Annotated in this window: 17 protein-coding genes, 1 tRNA gene and 1 pseudogene; 7 read left to right on the top strand and 12 right to left on the bottom strand. The window is 70.7% G+C overall.

All coding sequences use genetic code 11. The features are described 5' to 3' along the window. Positions 1-335 precede the first annotated feature (335 nt). The 3 genes from PZE19_RS02200 to PZE19_RS02210 form a co-directional block, all read right to left on the bottom strand. Complete coding sequence (locus tag PZE19_RS02200; RefSeq protein ID WP_277858951.1) at positions 336-1139, bottom strand: glucosamine-6-phosphate deaminase; 804 nt, start codon at positions 1137-1139, stop codon at positions 336-338. A 220-nt stretch (positions 1140-1359) separates the two neighbouring features. Then, positions 1360-2349 carry a PIG-L deacetylase family protein gene (locus PZE19_RS02205; protein ID WP_277858952.1) on the bottom strand — a complete coding sequence of 330 codons (990 nt, stop codon included), beginning with the start codon at positions 2347-2349 and terminating at the stop codon, positions 1360-1362. A gap of 308 nt (positions 2350-2657) precedes the next feature. After that, positions 2658-3194: a cyclic nucleotide-binding domain-containing protein gene (locus PZE19_RS02210; protein WP_277858953.1), complete on the bottom strand. Its 537-nt coding sequence runs from the start codon at positions 3192-3194 to the stop codon at positions 2658-2660. A 331-nt stretch (positions 3195-3525) separates the two neighbouring features. On the opposite strand from PZE19_RS02210, the gene PZE19_RS02215 reads away from it, so the two are divergent. After that, positions 3526-5268, top strand: a complete 1743-nt coding sequence (locus PZE19_RS02215; RefSeq protein ID WP_277858954.1) for a hypothetical protein — start codon at positions 3526-3528, stop codon at positions 5266-5268. A 126-nt stretch (positions 5269-5394) separates the two neighbouring features. Here PZE19_RS02215 and PZE19_RS02220 read toward each other — a convergent pair whose 3' ends face one another. From PZE19_RS02220 to PZE19_RS02240, 5 genes are all read right to left on the bottom strand, one after another. Further along, positions 5395-6378 carry a bile acid:sodium symporter family protein gene (locus tag PZE19_RS02220; RefSeq protein ID WP_277858955.1) on the bottom strand — a complete coding sequence of 328 codons (984 nt, stop codon included), beginning with the start codon at positions 6376-6378 and terminating at the stop codon, positions 5395-5397. Beyond that, complete coding sequence (locus tag PZE19_RS02225; RefSeq protein WP_277858956.1) at positions 6375-7235, bottom strand: MIP/aquaporin family protein; 861 nt, start codon at positions 7233-7235, stop codon at positions 6375-6377. Before PZE19_RS02225 ends, PZE19_RS02220 begins: the two co-directional genes overlap by 4 nt. Before the next feature lie 99 nt (positions 7236-7334). After that, on the bottom strand, positions 7335-8783 hold the full coding sequence (locus PZE19_RS02230; RefSeq protein WP_277858957.1) for a sensor histidine kinase: 1449 nt from the start codon (positions 8781-8783) through the stop codon (positions 7335-7337). Continuing rightward, positions 8780-9481: a response regulator transcription factor gene (locus PZE19_RS02235; RefSeq protein ID WP_277858958.1), complete on the bottom strand. Its 702-nt coding sequence runs from the start codon at positions 9479-9481 to the stop codon at positions 8780-8782. The genes PZE19_RS02230 and PZE19_RS02235 overlap by 4 nt, the downstream gene beginning before the upstream one ends. 74 nt (positions 9482-9555) lie before the next feature. Beyond that, positions 9556-9918 carry a hypothetical protein gene (locus PZE19_RS02240; RefSeq protein ID WP_277858959.1) on the bottom strand — a complete coding sequence of 121 codons (363 nt, stop codon included), beginning with the start codon at positions 9916-9918 and terminating at the stop codon, positions 9556-9558. A 599-nt stretch (positions 9919-10517) separates the two neighbouring features. Here PZE19_RS02240 and PZE19_RS02245 point away from each other — a divergent pair. Further along, positions 10518-11060 (top strand): hypothetical protein, encoded by a 543-nt coding sequence (locus PZE19_RS02245; RefSeq protein WP_277858960.1) that lies wholly within the window; start codon positions 10518-10520, stop codon positions 11058-11060. Between the two features lie 303 nt (positions 11061-11363). Continuing rightward, the gene (locus PZE19_RS02250) at positions 11364-12455 is read left to right on the top strand and encodes a hypothetical protein (RefSeq protein WP_277858961.1); all 1092 of its coding nucleotides are present in this window, start codon (positions 11364-11366) and stop codon (positions 12453-12455) included. Positions 12456-12747: 292 nt separating this feature from the next. Here the strand turns inward: PZE19_RS02250 and PZE19_RS02255 are convergent, their stop codons facing one another. From PZE19_RS02255 to PZE19_RS02270, 4 genes are all read right to left on the bottom strand, one after another. Next, the gene (locus PZE19_RS02255; protein WP_277858962.1) at positions 12748-14178 is read right to left on the bottom strand and encodes a UTP--glucose-1-phosphate uridylyltransferase; all 1431 of its coding nucleotides are present in this window, start codon (positions 14176-14178) and stop codon (positions 12748-12750) included. Positions 14179-14292: 114 nt separating this feature from the next. Next, the gene (locus PZE19_RS02260) at positions 14293-15483 is read right to left on the bottom strand and encodes a hypothetical protein (RefSeq protein ID WP_277858963.1); all 1191 of its coding nucleotides are present in this window, start codon (positions 15481-15483) and stop codon (positions 14293-14295) included. Next, positions 15449-17149, bottom strand: a complete 1701-nt coding sequence (locus tag PZE19_RS02265; RefSeq protein WP_277858964.1) for an MBOAT family O-acyltransferase — start codon at positions 17147-17149, stop codon at positions 15449-15451. Before PZE19_RS02265 ends, PZE19_RS02260 begins: the two co-directional genes overlap by 35 nt. 450 nt (positions 17150-17599) lie before the next feature. After that, complete coding sequence (locus tag PZE19_RS02270) at positions 17600-18400, bottom strand: MBL fold metallo-hydrolase (RefSeq protein WP_277858965.1); 801 nt, start codon at positions 18398-18400, stop codon at positions 17600-17602. A gap of 165 nt (positions 18401-18565) precedes the next feature. On the opposite strand from PZE19_RS02270, the gene PZE19_RS02275 reads away from it, so the two are divergent. The 4 genes and pseudogenes from PZE19_RS02275 to PZE19_RS02290 all read left to right on the top strand — a co-directional run bounded on the left by PZE19_RS02275 (position 18566) and on the right by PZE19_RS02290 (position 20799). Next, positions 18566-18639: transfer RNA gene (locus PZE19_RS02275), tRNA-Arg, on the top strand. Positions 18640-18887: 248 nt separating this feature from the next. Then, positions 18888-19100, top strand: a complete 213-nt coding sequence (locus tag PZE19_RS02280; RefSeq protein ID WP_277858966.1) for a hypothetical protein — start codon at positions 18888-18890, stop codon at positions 19098-19100. 214 nt (positions 19101-19314) lie between these two features. Then, positions 19315-19647: a hypothetical protein gene (locus PZE19_RS02285; protein ID WP_277858967.1), complete on the top strand. Its 333-nt coding sequence runs from the start codon at positions 19315-19317 to the stop codon at positions 19645-19647. Between the two features lie 306 nt (positions 19648-19953). Beyond that, positions 19954-20799: pseudogene (locus PZE19_RS02290) on the top strand (IS5 family transposase). Positions 20800-20815: the final 16 nt, after the last annotated feature.

Raw genomic sequence — 20815 nt, forward strand, 5'->3', positions numbered from 1 at the left:
GCGGATCTTCCTTCTGGTTGAACACGGCGCGCGCCGGGGCTGCCCGGCTGGACGCGGTGGATTTCGCCGAGCGGCTTCGCCCGGGGGTGCGGTCGACGCGCGCCTCTCGCCGAGGGCGCGGCCGCGCGCGGTCGGGCGGCGACTCGACCGAGACGTTTTGCGACACGCCCCTCAAATGACCATAGGACGTGGGTGTGGGGACGTCGCGGGATTTGAGGAAATTACGATCGTGGATCGACGTAAGGCCGCGCCTCATGGGCGCGCACCGGACCCGGCCTCCTCGCCCGGAGGCGTCGAGAGCGGGGGCCGACGAGGACGGCGATTCGGACGAAGGGTCAGCCCAGCTCGGCGGCCGCCGGCTCGTCGACGAGCCAGACGACCTTGTCGGCGACCGTCCGCAGCAGCGAGGCGGGGACGTTCGCGGTGAGAGGGCCCTTCAGGGCCCGGGCCACGATCGGGGCCTTGTGGGGGCCGGTGGCGAGCATGAGGATCGTGCGGGCGGCCAGGATCTGGCGGACGCCCATCGTCAGGGCGCGGGGGATGACGGCTTCGAGGCTGCCGAACTCGCGGATGGCGTCGGTCTTGGTGATGGGGTGCAGGCCCACGACGCGGGTCGGCTGCGAGGCGAACGCCTCGACGGCCAGCTCGGACGGCTCGTTGAAGCCGATATGGCCGTTGCGGCCGATGCCCAAAAGCTGCAGGTCCAGGCCGCCGTCGGCGTCGATCCAGCGGTCGAACTCCGCGGCGTGCGCGGCCGTGGCGGCCTCGGGGACGGTGCCGTCGAGGACGTGGGCGCGGTTCGGGGCCAGGTCGACGCGGTCGAAGAGGAATCGCTGCATGTACGACCGGTAGCTCCGCGGGTCGACGGGCTGGATCGGGTAGTACTCGTCGAGGTTGTAGGTGGTGACGTCGCGGAAGGAGAGCGTCCCGGCCCGGACGCGGGCGGCGAGGTCGTCGTAGACCTTCTCGGGCGTCGCGCCGGTGGCCAGGCCGAGGACCGCCTTGCCGCGGGCGGCGACGGACTCGGCGACGATCCGGGCGATCCGCTCGGCGGCCGACCGGACGGCGGCTGCGGCGTCCGGGAAGACGATGACGTCCACGTTCGACTCGGACACGTGCAAGGTGCGTTCGGCGGGCATCGGCGGCGGGCTCGCTACGGGGAAAGGCGGTGGTGATTCCAGGCGATGAAAACGCGTCGTCCCTTCTCCCCCCGGGAGAAGGCGGCCCGAAGGGCCGGATGAGGGGCCAGGCGCTTCGAGCCGGCCCACGCCTCTCGAACCGCAGACTCCCTCTTCACTCCGGCGACCCTCATCCGCCGCTGCGCGGCATTTTCTCCCGGAGGGAGAAGGGAAGGCCGGGTCAGGCCGAGGCGGTCCCGGACGACGCGGTCCCGGACGACGCCTTGACGTTGTTGCTCCCGGAGGCGGGGCTGCGGGGCGGCTCGGCGGGCGCGGGGCCGGCCTGGTCGCGGAGCAGCCCGAGGGCCTTGTGGATCGGGTCGCCCGGGTCGTTGCTCGCGCGGCAGGGGTTGTAGGTCTCCAGCTCGAACAGCTCGACGCCCACGAACCGCTCGTCGGTGCGGTGGGCCCGGCCGGCCAGGCTGTGGCCCTCGGCCCATTCGCGGGTCAGGGCGGCGTAGGCCCGGCCCAGGTGGGAGCAGTACTGGGTGTAGTCGGTCAGCAGGATCTGCGAGGCGTGGCAGTGGATGGCCCACTCCTTGGTGCGCTCGGCCTCGCCGTCGTAGCTGAAGTAGGCGTTGGGCTGGGGCAGGGGGCCCCAGGGGGTCCAGCCGGTCATGACCAGCGTGTCGTGGAGGCCGGCCCCGAGGAGGCCGATGGCCGCCAGGGCGCGGGTGACGCGGTGGGCGGCGTGGGCGTCGTTGGCCGGGGGGACGATGATCGCGCCGGGGCGGCGCTTGGCGAACCACTCGACGACCTTCTGGACGTCGCCGTCGGTCGGCTGGTAGCCGGGCTGGCGGTAGCCTTCGAGGTTCCAGCAGACGGCCTCGGCGCCCAGGACGTTGCACTCGAGGCGGAACTCGGCCTCGCGCATCGTGATCTTCTTCTGGTCGTTGAGCCAGGGCGCGGCGACGTTGCGCTCGCCGGCGAAGACCAGGACCTCGATCACCGGCAGGCCGCGGCGGACGGCGTACTCGTGCAGCAGGCAGGCCGCCGTGATGGCCCCGTCGTCGGCGTGGGGGCAGAGCATGACCAGCGGGCGGTTCGGGCCCAGCACGGCGCGGAGCGTCTCGCGGACGTCGACCAGGTGCCCGTGCGCCCCGGCCCCGGAGGCCGACCGCAGCAGGCCCTCGAACTCCGGATGCCGCGTCGGCGGGGGTGAATCATTCATGAGTGCGTCTTGAAAGGATTCCGTCAGGATTCTCTTGCGTGGAAAGCGGCGGCCGACGGCGGAGGGGCTGGTCGTCGATCGGGCCGGGGGGGCTCGGGCGACGGGCGGGGATGCGTCGCGGGGGGGCGACCGGGCGTATCGCGAGGCGGTCGTCGGGGACGGGGCGTCGCGCCGGCCCGCGCCCGTCGAGGGGGGCGGATCCCGGCCTTGAGGCGCGTCGCGATCCGCTCCTCCCCTCCCATTGTGCAATCCACTTCGGGCGGCGTCAACCGGCGTCTCGCGAGGGCGGCGTCGCCCGGCGGGTCGGCTCAGATCGCGTGCTCTTCGAACAGCCGGGCGCGGAAGCGCGACCATTCGGAGATGGCGTCGGAGGGGGCGTGGGGGTGCTTCTGGATGTAGTCGGCGAAGAGCTTGTCGATCAGGTCGAACCGCTCGGAGACGGCCCGCAGCACGGCGACTGCCAGCGCCTCGGCGGCGCGGGGGTGGTCGCGGCGGAGGGTCTCATAGGCCGGGTGATGGAGGGTCAGGAGCCAGACGTCCGAGGTCGCCCGCACCGTGGCCTGGGGCGGGTTGGGCCGGAAGAACGAGGTGGTGCCGAAGACCGCCGGGGCCTTGAGGGTCGTGATCAGGTCGTTGCGGCCGCCGTCGGACCGCCTCTCGATTTCGGCGGCGCCCTCGATCAGGAACGCAAGGTGGTCGTTGGGCTGGCCTTGCGCCAGCAGGATCGTCCCCTTGGCGGCGCGCTCCTCGGCGAGCGAGCCCAGGAGCTGCTGCTTGGCCTCGCGGTCCGTCGATTCGAGCCAGGGGGCGGCCATGAACCGGTCTGCGGCTTCGGCGTTGATCATCGTCCACCCTTGGGAATACCGGCGAAGGCCCGCGGGATCGACCCGCGTGCGACCCTCCATCGGATTGCGGATGCCTCGCGTTCGGGGAGGTCCAGAGTAGCGTCTCGGGCCGGTTTGTTCAAACCGTCGGCGTCCCGGCGAGTTTGCCGGTCGCGGCGACTTTCCCCGAGGGCGCGGTCGCGCCCTCGGCGCGGGGTCCCGCGGGGCGGAATGGCCCGAGCCGGCGGTTCGGGAATGCCGATGCAACCAGCGGATGAATCCGGAGTGGTCCGGCAAGGATGCAAGGGCCGCGGTCGCGGGGATCGCGCCGCTCCAGGCGGGAGGATACGCCATGAGGACGTCGCGCGGTTTGGTGGTGATGGCGGCGGGATTGCTGCTCGGCGGCGCCGGCTGCGCGGGGATCCAGCAACGAGGGCCGTCCGCGGCCGTCGAAGGGCCCGTCGTCGAGGCCGCGGCGCCGTCCGGGCTGCGCGGCTGGTGGTCGCGGCGGTTCGGCGGCCGTGGCGCGTATCAGCCGACGACCCAGACCGCCCCCGGCGTCGCGCCGGCCGCGAACATCTGGCCCGGATACTCCGGCGGCGGCTGGCCCGGCGTCTTCCAGTTCTCGAAGCCCCCGTGGGTCACGCGGCAGCCCCAGCGCGCCCCGATCTTCAGCCGCAACGACGCCCGGCCGCCGGCGCAGCCGAAGATGACCCCGGCCGAGGTCAACGAGGCCATCGCCCGCATGGCCCGGACCCGCAAGGACGACGACCTGGTCCTCCCCGTCCGGGGCGTCGACGGCCCGCAAGACCCGCCCCCGGCCGACGACCACGCCGAGCCCTCGCTGCTCGCCCAGCCGATCCGCCTGCCGGAATCGCTCTCGACCGAGGCCGCCCACCAGGCCCCCAGCGAGCCGGCCGCCGCCGCCGAGCCCGAACTCCGCGTCGTCGAGGCCGGCCCGAGCCTGCTCCGCGAGGCGAGCGAGGACCTCGTCGTCGAGGTCCCCACGGCCCCGCCGCCGGCGTCCGAGCCCGTCGAACCGCCCGCGCGGCTCGCCATGACGGTCCCGGAAGTCGACGAGCCCCGCCGCGACGCGCCCGACGACGAACTCGTCCGGTCGTCCCAACTGCCGCCGCCGCCGCCGATCCGGCCGACGCCCGGCTCGAACCCGCCGGCCGGCAAGCCCGACGCGGCCGTCCCGCTCGATCCTCCGAGGGACGATGCGACGAAGCCCGCCGAGGCCCCCAAGCCCGCCGAACCCCCGAAGCCGGCCGAGCCGCCCAGGGTCGAGGAGGCCCCCAAGCCCGCCGAGGCGCCGAAGCCCGTCGAGGCCCCCAGGCCCGAGCCCCCCGCGCCGGCTTTGCCGAAGCCCGAGGAGCCGGCCCCGGCCCCGAAGCCGGTCGAGACGCCCAAACCCGTCGCCGCCTCCGAGCCCGCCGCGCCGGCCACGCCCTCGACGCCTTCGCCCGTGACGCCCCCGGCCCAGGCCCCGGCGGTCGCCTCGACCGTCGCCGAGCCCCAGGCCCCGCCGCAGGCCCCGGCGATCGCCCAGCCGCCGATGCCGGCCGCGCAGACGCCGATCTTCGCGGCATCCACCGTCGCAGCCGCCCCGGCCTCGACGCACCGCCGCTGGTCGTTCTGGAACTGGAAGGCGCCGCACGGCCACGCGGCGCAGGCGTCGGCCCAGAGCCCGCCCGCGCAGCTCCCGCCCGTCGTCTTCCCGACGTCCTACGAGTCGGTCTGGGCCAAGCCGATCGCCCCCTGCCCGGACCACGCCAGGGTGCCGCTCGCCTCGCCGCAGTCGCCCGTCGCCCCCTCGCCCCAGGGCGTGGCGACGGCCGCCGCCAAGCCCCCGTGCTGGCTGGTCGAGCGGCTCAAGGGCCGGCTCCACGACGTCAAGGCCTGGAAGCATGAGCACCTCTGCAAGCACATCCAGAGCTTCAAGGCCGCCCTCAAGGGCGAGCACTGCCACGCCTGCACCGTGACCGCCAGCCCCCAGGCCGCACCCTCGCCGCAGGCCGCTCCGTCCCCCCAGGCCCAGCCGACGCCCCAGGGCCTCCCGGTCATCGGCGGCTCCCGCTTCGGCCTCTATTGACCGGAAGTCGGAACATAGGAAAAGCCTTCCCCCCTCGCGGGGGAAGGCGGCCCGAAGGGCCGGATGAGGGGGAGACGAGCCTGTAAGCCGTTGCCCCTCCATCCGGCCCGTTCGCATCCCGCCGGCTCAGCCCGCCTCCGGCCGCCGACCCCAGCGACCGGCCAGGACCCCGCAGATCAAGAGCTGCATCGGGTGGTAGATCATGATCGGCAGGAGGATGAGGCCCAGCTCGGGGGTCTCGCCGAACATGATCTGCGCCATGGGCACGCCCGAGGCCAGCGTCTTCTTGGAGCCGCAGAAGACGGCGGTGATGCGGTCCTCGGTCGAGAATCCGAGCAGGTCGCAGGTCGCCCAGATCAGGCCCATGACGGCGAAGAAGAGGAGCAAGGTGCCGACGAACGTCCAGGCCGCGTCGGCCCCGTGGCCGCTCCAGACGTTCATGGCCACCGAGTCGCAGAACGACGTGTAGACCAGCAGCAGGATCGTCCCCTTGTCGACGGCGTCGATCGTCCGCTTGTTGCGCGAGGCCCACCCCGCGAGCCATCGCCGCGCGAGCTGGCCGACGACCAGCGGCAAAACGAGCCAGACGACCATGTCCAGGATCACCCCGCCCAGGGGCTGGCGGCTCGTGCCGGAACCGCCCAGGTACCAGGCCGTCAGGGCCGGCGTGACCGCGACCCCGATCAGGCTGGAGAGCGTGGCGTTGAACACCGCCGCCGGCACGTTCCCCCGCGCCGCCGAGGTCATCGCGACCGACGACGAGACGGTCGACGGCAGCGCGCAGAGGTAGAAGAACCCCAGCCGCAGGCTCGGCGAGATCAGCCCTCCGGCGACCGCCAGCATCAGCAGGCCGAGCATCGGGAAGAGCTGGAACGTCGCGAGCTGCACGAGCAGGTGCAGCCGCCACCGGAAGGCCCCGGCCTTGAGCGCGTCGAACGACATCGCCACGCCGTGCAGGAAGAAGATCAAGGCCACGCCCGCCTTGGTCAGCAGCTCGGGATGCAGCCAGCCGCCGTCCGCGCCGGGGCCGGGGAAGGCGAAGGCCAGCGCGACCGAGACGCCCATGCCCGGCAGGAACCAGTCGAACCGCCTTCTCGTTCTCGTCGTCACGCGGCGGGCCCCGCGGCGTCGTGCGGCCTCAGCACGCGGTCGTACAGGGCCGCGCCGAGGACGGCGCCCAGGATGGGGGCGACGACGTAGACCGTGACCGCGCCCGTCCCTCGGGGCAGGGCCGCGGCTCCCCAGCCGGCGAGGACCGCGAAGAGCCGCGGCCCGACGTCGCGCGCGGGGTTGAAGCAGGCCTGGGTCAGCGGCCCGAAGATCGAGATCAGGGCCGCGACCGTCAGGCCGATGAACGCCGGCGCCAGGCCGGCCGGCGGCGCGCCCGGGTTGCGGGCGTCGGTCGCGGCGAAGACCACGATCGCCAGGACCATCGTCGCCGCGACCTCGGCCAGGAACGCCGACGACTCGGGCACGAGCGCGTTGATCCGTTGATGCTCATCGAGCGAGTAGGGCCCCTCCGAGTTCGAGAGCGGCCCCGGGCTGGGGAAGAACTCGCCGTAGCACATCGCCGTGACCTCGCTCCCCGGCCCGCCCCGCACGACCCCCTTGGCCCGCTCGCGCTCCTTCAAGTAGGGGCTGAACAGGACGAAAAGCAAGGCCGCCGCAACGAACGCCCCGGCCGTCTGCGCCGCGACGTACGGGACGACCTCGCGCCAGGGGAATCGGCCCCGCGTCGCGAGCGCCGCCGTGATCGCCGGGTTGATGTGCGCGCCGCTGACGCCGCCCACGGCGTACACCGCCAGGGTCACCGCCGCCCCCCAGACCACGGCCACCTGCCAGAGGCCGCTCTGCGCGCCGGTCAGGACCGAGGCGTGCACGACGCCCAGGCCCAGGAAGATCAGGATCGACGTCCCCAGGAACTCGGCGACGCACCGCTTGCCCAGGGAGTGCTGTTCGACGCTCACGGTGGTCACCTTGCTGGAACGGGGCCGGCCTCGCACGACAGGGAGGTCCCATTCTGGCGGGGCCCGGCCCGGCCCGCAAGCGTCCCGCGTCTTCGGCGGTCAGCCCGTCGCGGCCGCCTCGGGCAGGCGGATGGTGAAGCACGACCCGGCCCCCGGGACGCTCTCGACGCCGATCGACCCGCGCGAGGCGCGGACGATCCGCTGGACGACCGAGAGCCCCAGGCCCACCCCGCCGCGGCCCAGCAGCCTCGCGCGGGGGGCCCGGTAGAAGGGCTCGAAGACGGCCGCGCGCTCCGCCTCGGTCAGGCCGCAGCCGCGGTCCTCGACCGAGAGCGCCGCGGTCCCCGGCTCGCGACGCAGGCGGACCGTGACGGGCGAGCCGGCCTCGCTGTATTTCAGGGCGTTGTCGACGAGGTTCTCGACGGCCTGCGCCAGCAGCGGGGGGTGGGCCCGGACCCACGCCGAGGGCGGATCGCCCACGAAGTGCAGGTCGGCCGCACGGGGCCGGCCCTCCCAGCGTTTGAGCAGCTCGGGGACCCAGGCGGCCAGGTCGACCGGCTCCTGGCGCAGGGGCTCCGACTCGGATTCGGCCCGGGCCAGGAACAGGAGCGATTCGACGATCCGGTGCAGGCGGACGGCCTCGCCGCGGATCTGGTCGAGCGCCTGCTCGTAATCCTCGGCGGGCCGGGGCCGGCGGCGGACGACGTCGATGAGGCTCAGCACGCCGGCGATCGGCGTCCGCAGCTGGTGCGAGGCGTCGCCGGTGAACCTCCGCTGCCGCTCCAGCGCCTCGCGGCGGCGATCCAGAAGCGCGTTGAAGGCCCGCCCCAGGTCTTCCAGCTCGTCGCCGGTCTCGGGCGTGGGCAGGCCGTTCTCGTCGTCGGCCGCCGCCTTGGCGCGGGCCGCCGCCGCCAGGCTCGCGATCGGCGCGAGGGCGCGGCGGCAGAGCCAGCCCCCCAGCGCGGCGCAGAGCAGCCAGGTCGTCGCCGAGGCCGCCGCGAGCGTCATCCCCAGGCGGGCGAGGTTGGCGTCGACGGGCTCGGGCGAGACCGCCGCCATGAGGTTCAGCTCCCCGTACTCGTCGGCGTCCCGCTCGCCGGGCTCCGGCCCATGCTTGCCGAGCCGGAGCATGTCCGCCAGCAGCAGGCGGCGGCGGCCGACCCGCCAGCCGGGGACGTCGCTCAACACCGTGGCGTCGCCCCGGGCGACGGCCGCGGGCTCGGGCGCGACGGCCGGCGGCGTGGGCCCGGCCCCCCAGTTCGCCGAGCGGTCCACCGCCTGGCCGTCCTCGTCCTCGATCGACCAGCGGATCTGGTCGACGCCGGGGTCGAGCCCGATCGTGATCCGCCTTTCCTGGGGCTTCCATTCCAGGCCGTCGGGCTCGACGTGAACGGCCGCCTCGAGCGCCGCCAGGGTCTTCTCCAGGCGTTCGTCGAGCCGGCGGTGGAGGTACGACCAGCCCAGCGCGTACATGGTCGCCGAGAACCCCAGCAGCACGACGGCGAGGGTCCCCAGGAAGTACAGCAGCAGCCGGGCGGCGAGCCTCATGGGGCGTCGCCCGGGGTCGTCCCCGGCGGCAGGCCGAACGAGTAGCCCCGCCCCCGAAGCGTGTGGATCAGCCGCGCCCCGTGCGCCTCCAGCCGGCGGCGGAGGTCGAAGACGTGGACCTCCAGCGTGTTCGACAGCCCGTCGTAGCGTTCGTCCCAGACGTGCTCGTAGATCCGCGTCCGCGAGAGCACCTGGTCCGCGTTCCGCAGGAAGTAGACCAGCAGGGCGTACTCCTTGGCCGTCAGGTCGATCGCCTTGCCGGCGCGGGCCACCCGCTGCGTGGCCAGGTCCAGCTCGACGTCGGCGTAGGCCAGCCGCGTCCCGCCCCGGCCCTCGCGGCGGCGGACCAGGGCGTGGACCCGCGCCAGCAATTCGTCGAAGGCGAACGGCTTGCACAGGTAGTCGTCGGCGCCGCCGTTGAGCCCCTTGACGCGGTCGGGCACCGAGTCGCGGGCGGTCAGGAACAGCACCGACGTCTCCTGATCGCGCTCGCGAAGCCGCCGCACGATCGACAGGCCGTCCTGCGCCGGCAGCCACCAGTCGAGGATCACGACGTCCCAGCCACCCGACTGGAGCGCCCGCCAGGCCGAGTCGCCGTCGGCCTCCCGTTCGACGGTGAAGGCCTCCTCGCGCAGGCCTCGCACCAGCGAGCCGGCGATCAGCTCGTCGTCCTCGACCACCAGGATGCGAATGCCCATGTTTTGATCCCATCCGGGGTCGATCGATGGCGGAGGGACGCCGCTCCGACCGGGAATTCTAGCGGACCCGGCCCTCACATCCAGGGAAGCGTCCCGATCGCCGCGTCCGAGGGCCCCGGCAGGAAACCCATCTCGTCCCGGCGCCCGGGCCCGTCCGGCCCGTCGCAGAGCGAGATCCACGACGGCTCGCCGGCCCCGCCCGCGCGGCACGCCGCAGCGGGCTCGGTCGCAGCCGCTCGCGCCGTCTCCTCGCGCCTCGCGACCATCGCGAGCCCTCGCACCGACTCGCCGGCCGGATGGACCATCGAAGTCTGAGGCTGGGCCAGCAACGCGTCGAGGCCGTGGATCAACCCGACCAGGCCGAACCCCAGCGCCAGCCCGACCGACACGGCCTCGCAGACCGGCAGCAGCAACATCGTGAACGCGGTGGACTCCATGGCTTCCCCTCCTCAAGGTGCGCCGTCCGGGGGCGGATACGTTCGCCCCGGCCGACGTGAGGAAAGATAGGGTGGGAAGCTTAGGCCACGGTTATCCCGAAATAAGTTCGTCTTAATGTTTCGCAAGTGCTATTTGGATATTGGGTTGTGTCTGGTTCGGCGCGCCTGGAATGGGCCCGTCGCCCTCGCGGCCTTGCAGGGAGTCTCGAGCGCGCAGGTCATGATCCGACTCGAAAAATTCTTCGATGATGCAAATCGATCGCCCGCTAAGATGTCTTGCAAGAGTTCATGCGGGATCGCATCGTTACGATCTCGTAGGCAAATCTTTGTCATGTATCCCGATCGCGAGCGTCTAATTCCTTCTGCAGGAATAACTTGAACAGAGGCATGGAGTGTCGTGAAAGATGACTTCACCCTCGCAATCCGGCTGAAACGCAAGGATGCGTGTTTACTTTTCGCAACACAAACGTGCAAATATTGGGGCCAACTGTTGCGATTCAGCGGGCGAGATGCTCGAATGCGTCGCAGAGTTGCAGCCTGTGAGGGCCGAGCCGCCCTCGTCATCGCGTTGGACGAGCACCTTCAACGGAGGCTTCGGAATGAGTGGTTTTCGCATGGGTCGTATGGGCGCACTGAGCGGGCGCCTCGCCGTCGCCGTCGCGCTGACCGTCGCCCTGGGTGCGGCCGAGGCTCGCGCCGACCACATTTTCACGCTGTCGGGCGTGACATTCGACGACGGCACGACGGCCACCGGGACGTTCACGACCAACGACGCCCTCACGAGCCTGGTCGACTACGACATCACGACCGTGAACGGGGCGATCACCGGCTTCAACTACACGCCCCTGACCGCCGGCGCCGGGTCGTCCTCGCTGCCTGGGATCATCGTGCTGGAGCCGGCGAGCCTCGATCACATCATCCAGATCACGTTCAACGGCGGGCTGACCCTGGCCGGGGCGTCGATCAAGCTCGGCCAGTTCGACAGCTTCGAACAGGACTCCGCCAACACCCATCGTCAGATCACCGGGGGATCGGTCGTCGCCGCCCGCGGCGCCGTGCCCGAGCCGCACTCGTTCGTCCTGGCCGCATCCGCCGCCCTGGCGGGGCTGGGGCTCGTGGCGCGGAGGCGTCGGGTCGGCTGAGCCGGAGGCTCCTCGAATTCGAGTTCTTCGCGGCCCCCGTCCGCGCCGTGCGGGCGGGAGCGCGCTTCCGGATCGGCCGCCTCGACGCAGGTGAACCGGCCGCTCGATCATGACGTCGGGCTCGATCTGCGAGATCAGCTCGAGGGCGTCGAGGGCGAGGCTGTAGCATCGTTGCATTTGCCATCGACGACGGACGCGGCTTCGCCTATCTCGTTCAGACGCCGCCGTCCCTGACGCCGGACCGACGTCGGTCCTCCGGCGGGCCCGCGACCCTGGGGCCGCGAACCGACCAGGAGGGTCGTGATGAGCCTCGTCCATCGTCCATGGCGTCTTCTCCTCGCATGCTCGTTCGGCCTCACGCTCGCGGCGCTCATGGGACCGTCGGCCTGGGCCTCGCCGAAGTACGCGATCCGCGACCTGGGGACGCTCCCCGGGACGACCAGCAGCGCGGCCACCGCGATCAACGACCAGGGCCAGGTCGTCGGCGTCTCGTACAACGCCGAAGACGGGAGATTCCGCTACGGTCGCGACGGCTCCGTGGAGGCGCCTCGGTTCCAGTCGGAGGGCGGCGGCCGATCGTTCCTCTACCAGGGCGGCTCCATGGGGCCGGCGACCTCCCTGGGGGGGATCGCCATGGACATCAACGACCGTGGGCAGGTCGTCGGCGGCGAGTACCGCACGTCGATCAACGAGTCCGGCCGGTACGTCGGCGCGACCCTGAGCAGCATCGGTTCCTATTCGGACGCGACGACCGGGTCGAGCCCCACCCACATGTCCATGGCCTACGGCATCAACGACCAGGGGACCGTGGTGGGCGGCCAGGTCGTCGACAACCCCTTCACGGGCTATTCGGTCTTTCCCTCCGTCCTGCGGGACGGCAAGCTCACCTACCTGTACAGGAGCCCGGACCCGTCGTCGAGAGCGGGCTCCTTCGACGGTCGCGCGGTCGACGTCAATAACAAGGATCAAGCGCTCGTGAACGTCGTCACCGACGCCACAGGGCTGCGCTCGTCCTACCTATACGACATCAACGCGAAGTCGCGCGTCGACCTGACCGCCCTGCCCGGGGGGGCGGGGAAATTCGGCGTCGCGTTGAACGACTTCGGGCAGGTGGTCGGCAACGGCTTCCTCTACGACGGATCCACCATACGCATGCTGACCGACCTGCTGGGAACCCCCGGCGGCTGGAGCAGCTTGAACGCGACGGACGTCAACGACTCGGGCTGGATCGTCGGCCAGGGTACGATCGACGGCCAGCAGCACGCCTTTCTGATGACGCCCGAAGGCGCGTCAGTCCCCGAGCCGGCGACCGTCCTGATCTGGGCGGCGATGGGATCGGTGGCGGCCCGCAAGCTCCTCCGCCGTTCGCGCCCCGGCGGTTCGACGGCGGCTTGAGAAGCCGCCGTCGGCGAGAGGCAATCGCCCTCAGGGGTCGAAATCGCCGTGCGCATTCGCCGGTCGTGAACCATCCTCTATACAGGTCTCTCCACGCGCGGAGGGGGCCGAGGAGTCGTCCGGTTCGATCGAGTCGGGGGATCGAGGAGAGAAAATTCATACGGCGCAAACGACGAAAAGAGCCGAAAAACGATCCCTAAAGCCATTGTAGAATAGACCTTCAGTCCGATGGCTTCGATGGTCGGCGGGACGAATGGAGCCGATTCGAAGCCGATCGCCGGCGGGCGGATCCTCAGCGGAGGTAGATCGGCCGTTCGATGACCAGGCCGGGCTCGATCTTCGATTTCAGCTCGTGGGCGTCGAGGGCGAAGAGGGGGCTGATCTCGATGGCGAAGGGGACGGTGCCGTCGCCGCGGCGGGGGACGACCGCGCCGGCCTGTTCGAGCCAGCCGCCGAAGAGGTCGCTCATCCGCTGGTGGACGGTGGCCGGCGAGTCGGGGCCGACGGCGTTCTTGAGGGGCTCGAACTCGACGGCCCGCTCGGTCTCGACGACCACGAACCGAGAAGCCTCGGGCAGGGCGTCGAAGATGAACTGCTCGAACTTGACCGCGTTGGGCTCGGCCGGCTTGACGACCTCGCCCGTCGGCCCGACATGGGGGACCTTCTTGATCGCCCGGTGGAACGGCAGCCGGTGGACCCCCACCAGCCGCTCGATGAACGCGGTCTCCAGGGCGTGGATGGCGATGCTGCCGGCCCAGTAGGCGAGCTGGCCGTCCTCGCCGCGCTTCTCGGCCAGGGGCTTCGGGAGGTCGGAGTATTCGATGACCTGGGGCCGGCCGTCGACCAGCACGACCACGCCCACCTTCTCGTCGGGGGTCATCTTCTCGACGACCTTGAACGACATCTCGGCCTCGGCCTGGCGGTGCAGGCCGATGAAGGTCGGGTCGGCGATCTCGACCATCGGGTTGTCGACCTGGAAGTAGAAGAGCGTCCGCACGCCGCGATCGCCCATCTCGGCCAGGCAGCTCGGCGTGCAGCCGGCGTCGCCGGGCCCGGCCAGGGCGGTCAGCGTGCCGCCGTGGCCGTCGGGGCTCATGGCGATGCGGCCCGGGCCGGCGAGCAGCACCTTGCCGGTGGCCAGGTCGACGGCCGGCATCTGGCCCTGGACGAAGAACCGGACGTGGTCGAGCCCGAACCGGTCGTGCTGTTCGAAGTACCGGACCGTGACGTCGTGGTTCTCGGGGCTGGTCATCACGTACAGCGGCGGCTGCTTGCCGTAGCGGCTGCCCAGCGCGACGATCTTCTCGGCGTGGATCTGGAAGAGGCTTGCGGACGAGACCGGGCCGATGGGGAAGGTCCCCTTGGGCCCGGCGAACCCCAGCCGCGTCCCCGACCCGCCGGCGACCAAAACGACCCCCACCTCGCCGGCGGACAGGGCCTCCTCGCCGGCCTCGGTCGCCCGCCGCCGCGCGGCGCGCTCGCCGTCGGTCTGGGGCATGCGGACGACGTCGATCGGCCGGACCAGGTCGTCGTTCAGGTCGGTCGCGGCCGCGTCGCCCCGCACGTGCTCGGCGATCAGGCGGTCGAGCTGGTCGAAGTCGATCGACTCGATCTCCTCCGCCAGCACCTTGCGCGCCTCCTCGTCGAGGTCGTCCCAGGACCGCAGCAGATGCTCCTGACCGTGCCGCCCCAACCGTTCCGCCAGTTCCTGCTTGAGAGCCATCGCGTGGCACGCTCCTGATAGGTCGCCTCCGGGGCGCCCGACGCCTCTACCGGTCGACGCGCCCTGCTCCCGACGATCGTACCATGTCGCGTTGGCGTGGGCACCATCGAGGGGTCAGCCCGGGGGGAGGCCGCGGTTCGCGGCCGGCGTCGAGGCGGACCTGACGGGGCCGCTTCGGAGCAACGCGGCCATGGCCTCGGCGATCCTCCGGTTGGCCTCGTGGGTGATGTGGCCGTCCGGCAGGAAGTTCGCCGATTCGGACGTGGGGCAGACGGCGTCGGTGTTCAGGCCGAGGGCCCCGCGGCCGGCGATCGTCGGCCCGAGCACGGCCTGGAGACGGGAGCCGGAAGTCCCATCCTGGATCATGAGCACGAACGGCCGCTTGCCGTCGGCCTGGGCCTGGACGATGAACCGATCGACGATCCCCTGGAGGCACCGCACCGGCTCGGATCCTTCGATGAACCGGCCGCCGGCCAGGTAGTAGCCCTCGATCGATTTTCGGCCGCCGGTCGCCAGGGCGCGGCGGAGCAGCCGCACGACGGTGGACTCGTCCAGAAGGCTCTTGTGGAACAGGAAGGGGGTGTAATACAGGTCCCACTTCCGGATGTCGTCGATCACGCGGGCCCTCCCCTCCGGGTCGTACCAGAGGGTGCGAAACTCGGCCAGCGACCGGGCGGGGGGCTCATGCGATCCGAGGCCCCGAGGGCCGATGTAGTAGCGAGGGAACATGTAGGGCAGGGGCCCGTCGAAGTTGCGGCAGAAGCCGTTGGTGGCGAGGAGGGCCGCCACGGCCGAGTCCAGAACCGAGAGGACGACGACGTCGCCCTCGTGGCGGCCCCGGTCGGCCTCGTACAGGGCGAGAACCTGGCTCGCCGGGGCCGACGGCCCGGCGATGTTCCGGATCGTGAAGCTCGGCTCGGCCTCCTTGAGGGCCTCGCCGACATGGCCGCTGAACGACATGCCGTAGAAGGCGACCATCAGGTCGGAGCCCGCGGCCCTCGTCCTGGGCTGGCCCTCGCCCTGGGGCGGATCGATCCAGCCGGCGAACGCGATCGGCGCGGTCTCCGAATCGGTCCGCCCGACCAGGCGGTCGAGCTTGTCCTCGATCGATCGCCCGTACTGGAAGTACGATTGGAGCGCCGAAGGCCGCTCTTTCGGGTCGCCGGGCGGCGGGAACGCGACGCTCGCCCCCACGTCGATCACCGCGAGCCACGCGAGCGTCCAGGCCAGGACGCGAGCCGAATCGCCCCACCCCAGCCCGGCGGGGGGCTCAGAACTGGAAATAGATGAATTGAGTCGCGACATTCGACGTTCCCAAGATCAGGATGAACAGGAGGGTCGCGTACAACGCGGCCCGGATCGGGACGGGGAGCGATCGGTAGAAGACCCGCGTCCCGTACGCGTATTCCAGGCATTCGAACGCGACGAGGAGCGGCAGGCCGAAGACGCCCGCCGTCGTCGGCTTGGCGATGTTGAAGTGCAGGTCCGACGGGCCGGCGAGCAGGATCCGCGTGAACTCGACCACCTGGTTCAGCGAGCCGGCCCGGAAGAGCATCCAGCCGTAACAGGTCAGGGCGAAGAACAGCGCCGTGGCGAGGATCGCGCCGAGCCGCCGGCCGAGCCCTGCGTCGTCGGCGGACGCCTCGTCGGCGACGGGCCGCGGTTCCCGAGTCGAGAAGAGCCGATAGATGCAGAGGATCGCCCCCTGGAACGCGCCCCAGAGGACGAAGTTCCAGGCCGCCCCGTGCCAGAGGCCGCCCAGCAGCATCGTGAGCATCAGGTTGCGATAGGTCGCCGACTCGCCGTGACGGCTCCCCCCCAGGGGGATGTACAGGTAGTCGCGAAGCCAGCTGGAGAGGCTGATATGCCAGCGCGTCCAGAATTCGCTCGGCGTCCGCGAGAAGTAGGGCAGGTTGAAGTTGAGCATCAGGTCGATGCCGAGGACCTTCCCCACCCCCCTCGCCACGTCGGTGTAGCCGGAGAAGTCGCAATAGATCTGGAACGCGAAGGCGACGGACGCCAGCACCACGTCGGCCCACGTCGCCGTATGGGAGTTGAACACCGAGTTGACCGACACCGCCAAGCTGTCGGCGACCGCCATCTTCTTGAAGAGGCCGAACAGGATCAGGAAAAGCCCCCGCGTCGTCTGGTCGAGGTTCAGGCGACGCGGCGTCATCAGCCTGGGCATCATGTGCCCCACGCGTTCGATCGGCCCGGCCACGAGCACCGGGAAGAACGTCACGAACAGCGCGTAGTCCTCGAAATCGCGGATCGCCTCCGCCTTGCCCCGATACACGTCGATCGTGTAGCTCATCGACTGGAAGGTGTAGAACGAGATCCCCGCGGGCAGGATCACGTGCAGGTGCATCGCCTCGACGGGGAACCCCATCGGCTCGAGCACCCGGGTGAAGCTGTCGATGAAGAAGTTGAAGTACTTGAAGAAGCCTAGCAGCAAGAGGTTGGCCCCGACCGTCAGGATGATCCCGACTCGCCGCCGGCGCTTCGTCGTCATCCGAGACAGCGGCCCGTACACCAGGTTCGCCGCCGCGACCGTCGCGATCGTCCCGATCGGGACCCAGACGCCGATCCAGTCGGGGCTCGCGAGCCGCCCCCAGTCGATCGAAGGCTCGGCCCAGCTCGAGGCCGCCGACTCGCCGAGCGTCGGCATGGCCCCGCCCCAGCTCATCGCCGACCAATTCAAGGTCACGAACAGCACCGACGCCAGGATCGTCAGCACCGAGACCTTGGCGCGGTCGGAAGCCGGGATCCGGCCCGGTCCCAGGATCAGGCCGCAACAGTAGTCCAACCCCGTCGAGAGGACCACGAGATACAGGAAACGGACGTCCCACCAGCCATAGAAGATGTAGCTGGCGGCCAGCAGCATCCGGTTCTGGCCCCGCATGCCCAGCAGCCGGTAGAGCGCATAGACGATGAGGAAGAAGACGAAGAATTCCGGCGAATTGAACAACACTGATCGGCCCCCGACGCCCACCCGTGTTCGACGCCTCCGCTCACCGGCCGTCCCCAGACCGTCCGGCGTCTTCGCCGCGCGGTCGGTCGAGACGAGATCGGCGCGCCCGGGGGCACTGTCGACGCGCGAAGGCCCCCAAGGCCGGCGACGTCGTCGTCACCGACCGAACGCCGGCCGTAGTTCGCGGTTTTCGGAAGGCTGCGGTCCGGACCTCAGGACGAACGGCTCGTCGAAACGGCTCCACGTCGATTCGTCGCGCGTCCCCAGGAAGTCCGGGATCCAGAGCCGGGAGCGGTGGGTCGACCCATGCCTCCAGGCTACAATGATCCTAGGTCATCCATTTCGAGATGCGATCCCTCGCGGATGATTTTTTCGGCCTCTCGTTGCTTTCTTGGGGAGGCTGATCATGGTCGCCAAGACTGGCCGCTGGTCGGCCAAGCCCGATCCGGCCTAAAAGGGGAAGGCCAGCCCGTCGTAGGCGAGCCGCACGTTCGGCGGTAGGATCGCCTCGACCCGCGCGTGGTCGAATTCGTGCGAGATGTGCGTGAAGTACGCCTGCCGGGGCCTGAGCCGCTCGACGACCTTCAACGCCTCGTCGAGCGAGAAGTGGGTGGGGTGGGGGTCGAACCGCAGGGCGTCGAGGATCAGGACGTCGAGGCCCTCGAGCGCCTCGAAGGTCTCCTCCGGGATTCGGTTGACGTCGGTGCAGTACGCCAGGTCGCCGACGCGGAAGCCCAGCACCGTGAATCGGCCGTGGTGGAGCCGCACCGGCAGGATCGTCTGACCCAGGGCCTCGAACGCCCGGTAAGGCTCGATCCGCTGGAACTCGATCTTGGGGACGAACCCCGCGGGCCAGTTCCGGCTCTCCTCGCGGAAGGCGTACGAGAAGACGCGCTTGATGTAGTCCTCCGTGTCGGCCTCGCAGTAGACCGGGACGGCCCCGCCGATCCACTTGGGGAACATGCGGGCGTCGTCGAGGCCGAAGAGGTGGTCGGCGTGGTGGTGCGTGTAGGCGATCGCGTGCACCCGTCGCACCCGCTCGCGAAGGAGCTGGATGCGCATCTCGGGCGTGGTGTCGATCAGGAGGTCGCCCGCGGGGAACGTCATCAGGACGCTGGGGCGGGTCCGGTTGTTGCGCGGGTCGTCCGACGTGCAGACCGAGCAGTCGCAGCCCAGGACGGGGACGCCCGACGAGGTCCCGGTCCCCAGGAAGGTCAGTCGCCGTTCGGGCGCGTGGGGGCTCTCGATCACCCGGCTCAAGCTCCGTAGAAGTCGCGTCGCTCACCCGACGCCGGCCGAGCGCCGCGAGCAGGATTCATTCTACAGCGCCCCCCCACGGCGACGCGACCCGAACCCCGATCCGCCGCCGGCGTCTTGACAAAGCCGACCTCCCACGCTGGAATGAGTCCCATCGAGGCGCCCGTAGCTCAATTGGATAGAGCGTTAGCCTCCGGAGCTAAAGGTTGCAGGTTCAAATCCTGCCGGGCGTACTAGGTGGTGTAAGGACTTACGGCGAGACACCCTAAAGCACTGCACGGAATGCTGCACGGAACCCCGGCTCTCGCCGGGGTTTTTCGTTGCGCCTGGCGCGCCCGGGCGGAGGCCCCACGCCGCGCCCCGAGGACGACGCAGGCCGTCGACCGGCCGGGGAACGGGGGACCGCCCGCTCCGGCCCTCCGTCCGGACACGGCCCACCCTCGCCCGGCGGTGGGGCATACTCCCTCGGGAGGGCTCCGACATGACCACGGACCGAGCGACGAAGACGCCGGCCGCCATCTACCCGACCGGGAAGGCGGACGTCCGCACGGAGCGGGCCGCAGAAATCCACCTTTGGGACGCGGACGAGCGGGTCGAGGCGGCGGACTGGGGGCTGGTCGATGACTCGCTGGAGGCCGCCTGCCGCGCCCTCGGGGCCGAGCCGCCGGAGACGACGGCGGACGACTTCGGATGAGGCGGACATTCCGAAACAGGTCGAGGCCGATCGGCGGTGGATGGAGATGTTGGGGGAGGTGCGAGCGGCGGCGGCTCGACGCAGATCTTCGCCGCCGCCGCCTCCAGCTTGGGAACGTGCGGCGATGTTCAACGGGCCGACGCTCGATCAAGTCGTCGGTCGACCCGCAATTTCCGCCTCGCCGCAGCCCTCATCGGCAGTTTAGAATGCCCCCATGGCCTACGACGTCATCCTCGAATCGGTCTCGCCCGGCTTCCACGGGCCGGTGGTCGCCGCCCTCCTCACCGCCCGCATCCCGAGCCGGACGAAGTGGACCGAAGTCGCGGGCTTCCGCAACGCCACCACGGTCGGCCTGGGCCTGGATCCAGCCAAGGCCGAGCGACTCGCCACCTCGGCTCCCGTCGTCGTGGCGAAGGGCGTGACGGTCGAGGACGCCGAGCACATCAAGGCGTATCTCGAGGCAGGCCACTATCCTGAGAAGAAGGAGTGGCCGCGCCCGGAGCCGGGCCAGACTTGCTGCGTGGTCGGCGTCCGGGCTTCCGGCTGACGACAATCGCCCGCCCGCCGAAGCCCCACCTTCTCCGCCTCCTCGGCCGGCTCGAACTCCACCCGGTTCCGCTTGTTCATCCTGGCCGCGCCGCCGCAGTGGGGTGCGTGGTAAACCCTGCTGCTGCGGTTTCGCACCACTCCGGCCGTGACGGGCACTCCCTCGACCTTACGCCAGTTCCACGGCGATACCGCTCCAGGCTGACTCCATAGGTCGCGTTTCGCCTCATGAGCCACGGCCTGCAGCCTAGGTTCTGTCTGACGGCTCGCAAAGCGTTACGATGGCGGCTTCTCCATGGAGGCCGGGATGTCGCGTCGCTATGAGCTGAAGGACGAGGAATACGCCTCGATCGCCGACCTGCTCCCGCCGGTCGGCAGGCCGGGCGGGAGATGGAACGACCACCGGAGGACCCTCGACGGCGTCTTCTGGATCCTCCATACAGGGGCCCAGTGGCGGGGGCTGCCGGAGCGATACGGCAGGTGGAAGAGCGTCTACGACCGCTTCGACCGATGGGCCCGCGACGGGACCATCGACCCATCCTGGAGCGTCTGCACCTGAAGCTCGACGCGTCGGGGCGGATCGACTTCGGCCTCTGGTGCATCGACGGGACATCCATCCGGGCCAGCCGCGCGGCCGCCGGGGCCGGGGGGGAAAAGGGGGGATGCCGAGCCGGCCGACCACGCCCTCGGCCGCTCCCGCGGCGGCTTCGGGACGAAGCTGCACCTGGTCGTCGACTCCGGAGGCGTCCCGCTCTCGGCCGTCGTCACGGCGGGCCAGGCCCACGAGTCGAGGTCGCTGGAGCCGGCCCTGGAGGCGGTGCGGATCAAGCGGCCGGGCCGCGGCCGCCCGCGACGCCGGCCCCGCCGACTGGCCGGCGACAAGGGGTATAGCTACCGCCGGATCCGCCGCTACTTGCGGCGTCGAGGCATCAAGGCGGTGATCCCGACCCGCAAGGACCAGCGGCGGAACCCGAAGTTCGACGCCGAGGCCTACCGGCGACGCAACATCGTCGAGCGGTGCATCCTCTGGCTCAAGGAGAACCGCCGACTTGCCACCCGCTTCGAGAAGCTCGCGGTGAACTTCCTGGCCATGGTGAAGCTGGCCATGATCCGCCGTTGCTTCCGACTCATCGAGCCGTCAGACAGAACCTAGCCCATTTTTTCTTGTT

Source organism: Paludisphaera mucosa, from assembly GCF_029589435.1.
GTDB lineage: Bacteria > Planctomycetota > Planctomycetia > Isosphaerales > Isosphaeraceae > Paludisphaera > Paludisphaera mucosa.

Excerpts from the sequence above, each read along its gene's own strand:
- PZE19_RS02250 (WP_277858961.1), top strand. The coding sequence starts at position 11,364 with ATGAGCCTCGTCCATCGTCCATGGCGTCTTCTCCTCGCATGCTCGTTC.
- PZE19_RS02255 (WP_277858962.1), bottom strand. The coding sequence starts at position 14,178 with ATGGCTCTCAAGCAGGAACTGGCGGAACGGTTGGGGCGGCACGGTCAG.
- PZE19_RS02260 (WP_277858963.1), bottom strand. The coding sequence starts at position 15,483 with ATGTCGCGACTCAATTCATCTATTTCCAGTTCTGAGCCCCCCGCCGGG.
- PZE19_RS02240 (WP_277858959.1), bottom strand. The coding sequence starts at position 9,918 with ATGGAGTCCACCGCGTTCACGATGTTGCTGCTGCCGGTCTGCGAGGCC.
- PZE19_RS02200 (WP_277858951.1), bottom strand. The coding sequence starts at position 1,139 with ATGCCCGCCGAACGCACCTTGCACGTGTCCGAGTCGAACGTGGACGTC.
- PZE19_RS02280 (WP_277858966.1), top strand. The coding sequence starts at position 18,888 with ATGACCACGGACCGAGCGACGAAGACGCCGGCCGCCATCTACCCGACC.
- PZE19_RS02215 (WP_277858954.1), top strand. The coding sequence starts at position 3,526 with ATGAGGACGTCGCGCGGTTTGGTGGTGATGGCGGCGGGATTGCTGCTC.
- PZE19_RS02235 (WP_277858958.1), bottom strand. The coding sequence starts at position 9,481 with ATGGGCATTCGCATCCTGGTGGTCGAGGACGACGAGCTGATCGCCGGC.
- PZE19_RS02285 (WP_277858967.1), top strand. The coding sequence starts at position 19,315 with ATGGCCTACGACGTCATCCTCGAATCGGTCTCGCCCGGCTTCCACGGG.
- PZE19_RS02230 (WP_277858957.1), bottom strand. The coding sequence starts at position 8,783 with ATGAGGCTCGCCGCCCGGCTGCTGCTGTACTTCCTGGGGACCCTCGCC.
- PZE19_RS02245 (WP_277858960.1), top strand. The coding sequence starts at position 10,518 with ATGAGTGGTTTTCGCATGGGTCGTATGGGCGCACTGAGCGGGCGCCTC.
- PZE19_RS02210 (WP_277858953.1), bottom strand. The coding sequence starts at position 3,194 with ATGATCAACGCCGAAGCCGCAGACCGGTTCATGGCCGCCCCCTGGCTC.
- PZE19_RS02205 (WP_277858952.1), bottom strand. The coding sequence starts at position 2,349 with ATGAATGATTCACCCCCGCCGACGCGGCATCCGGAGTTCGAGGGCCTG.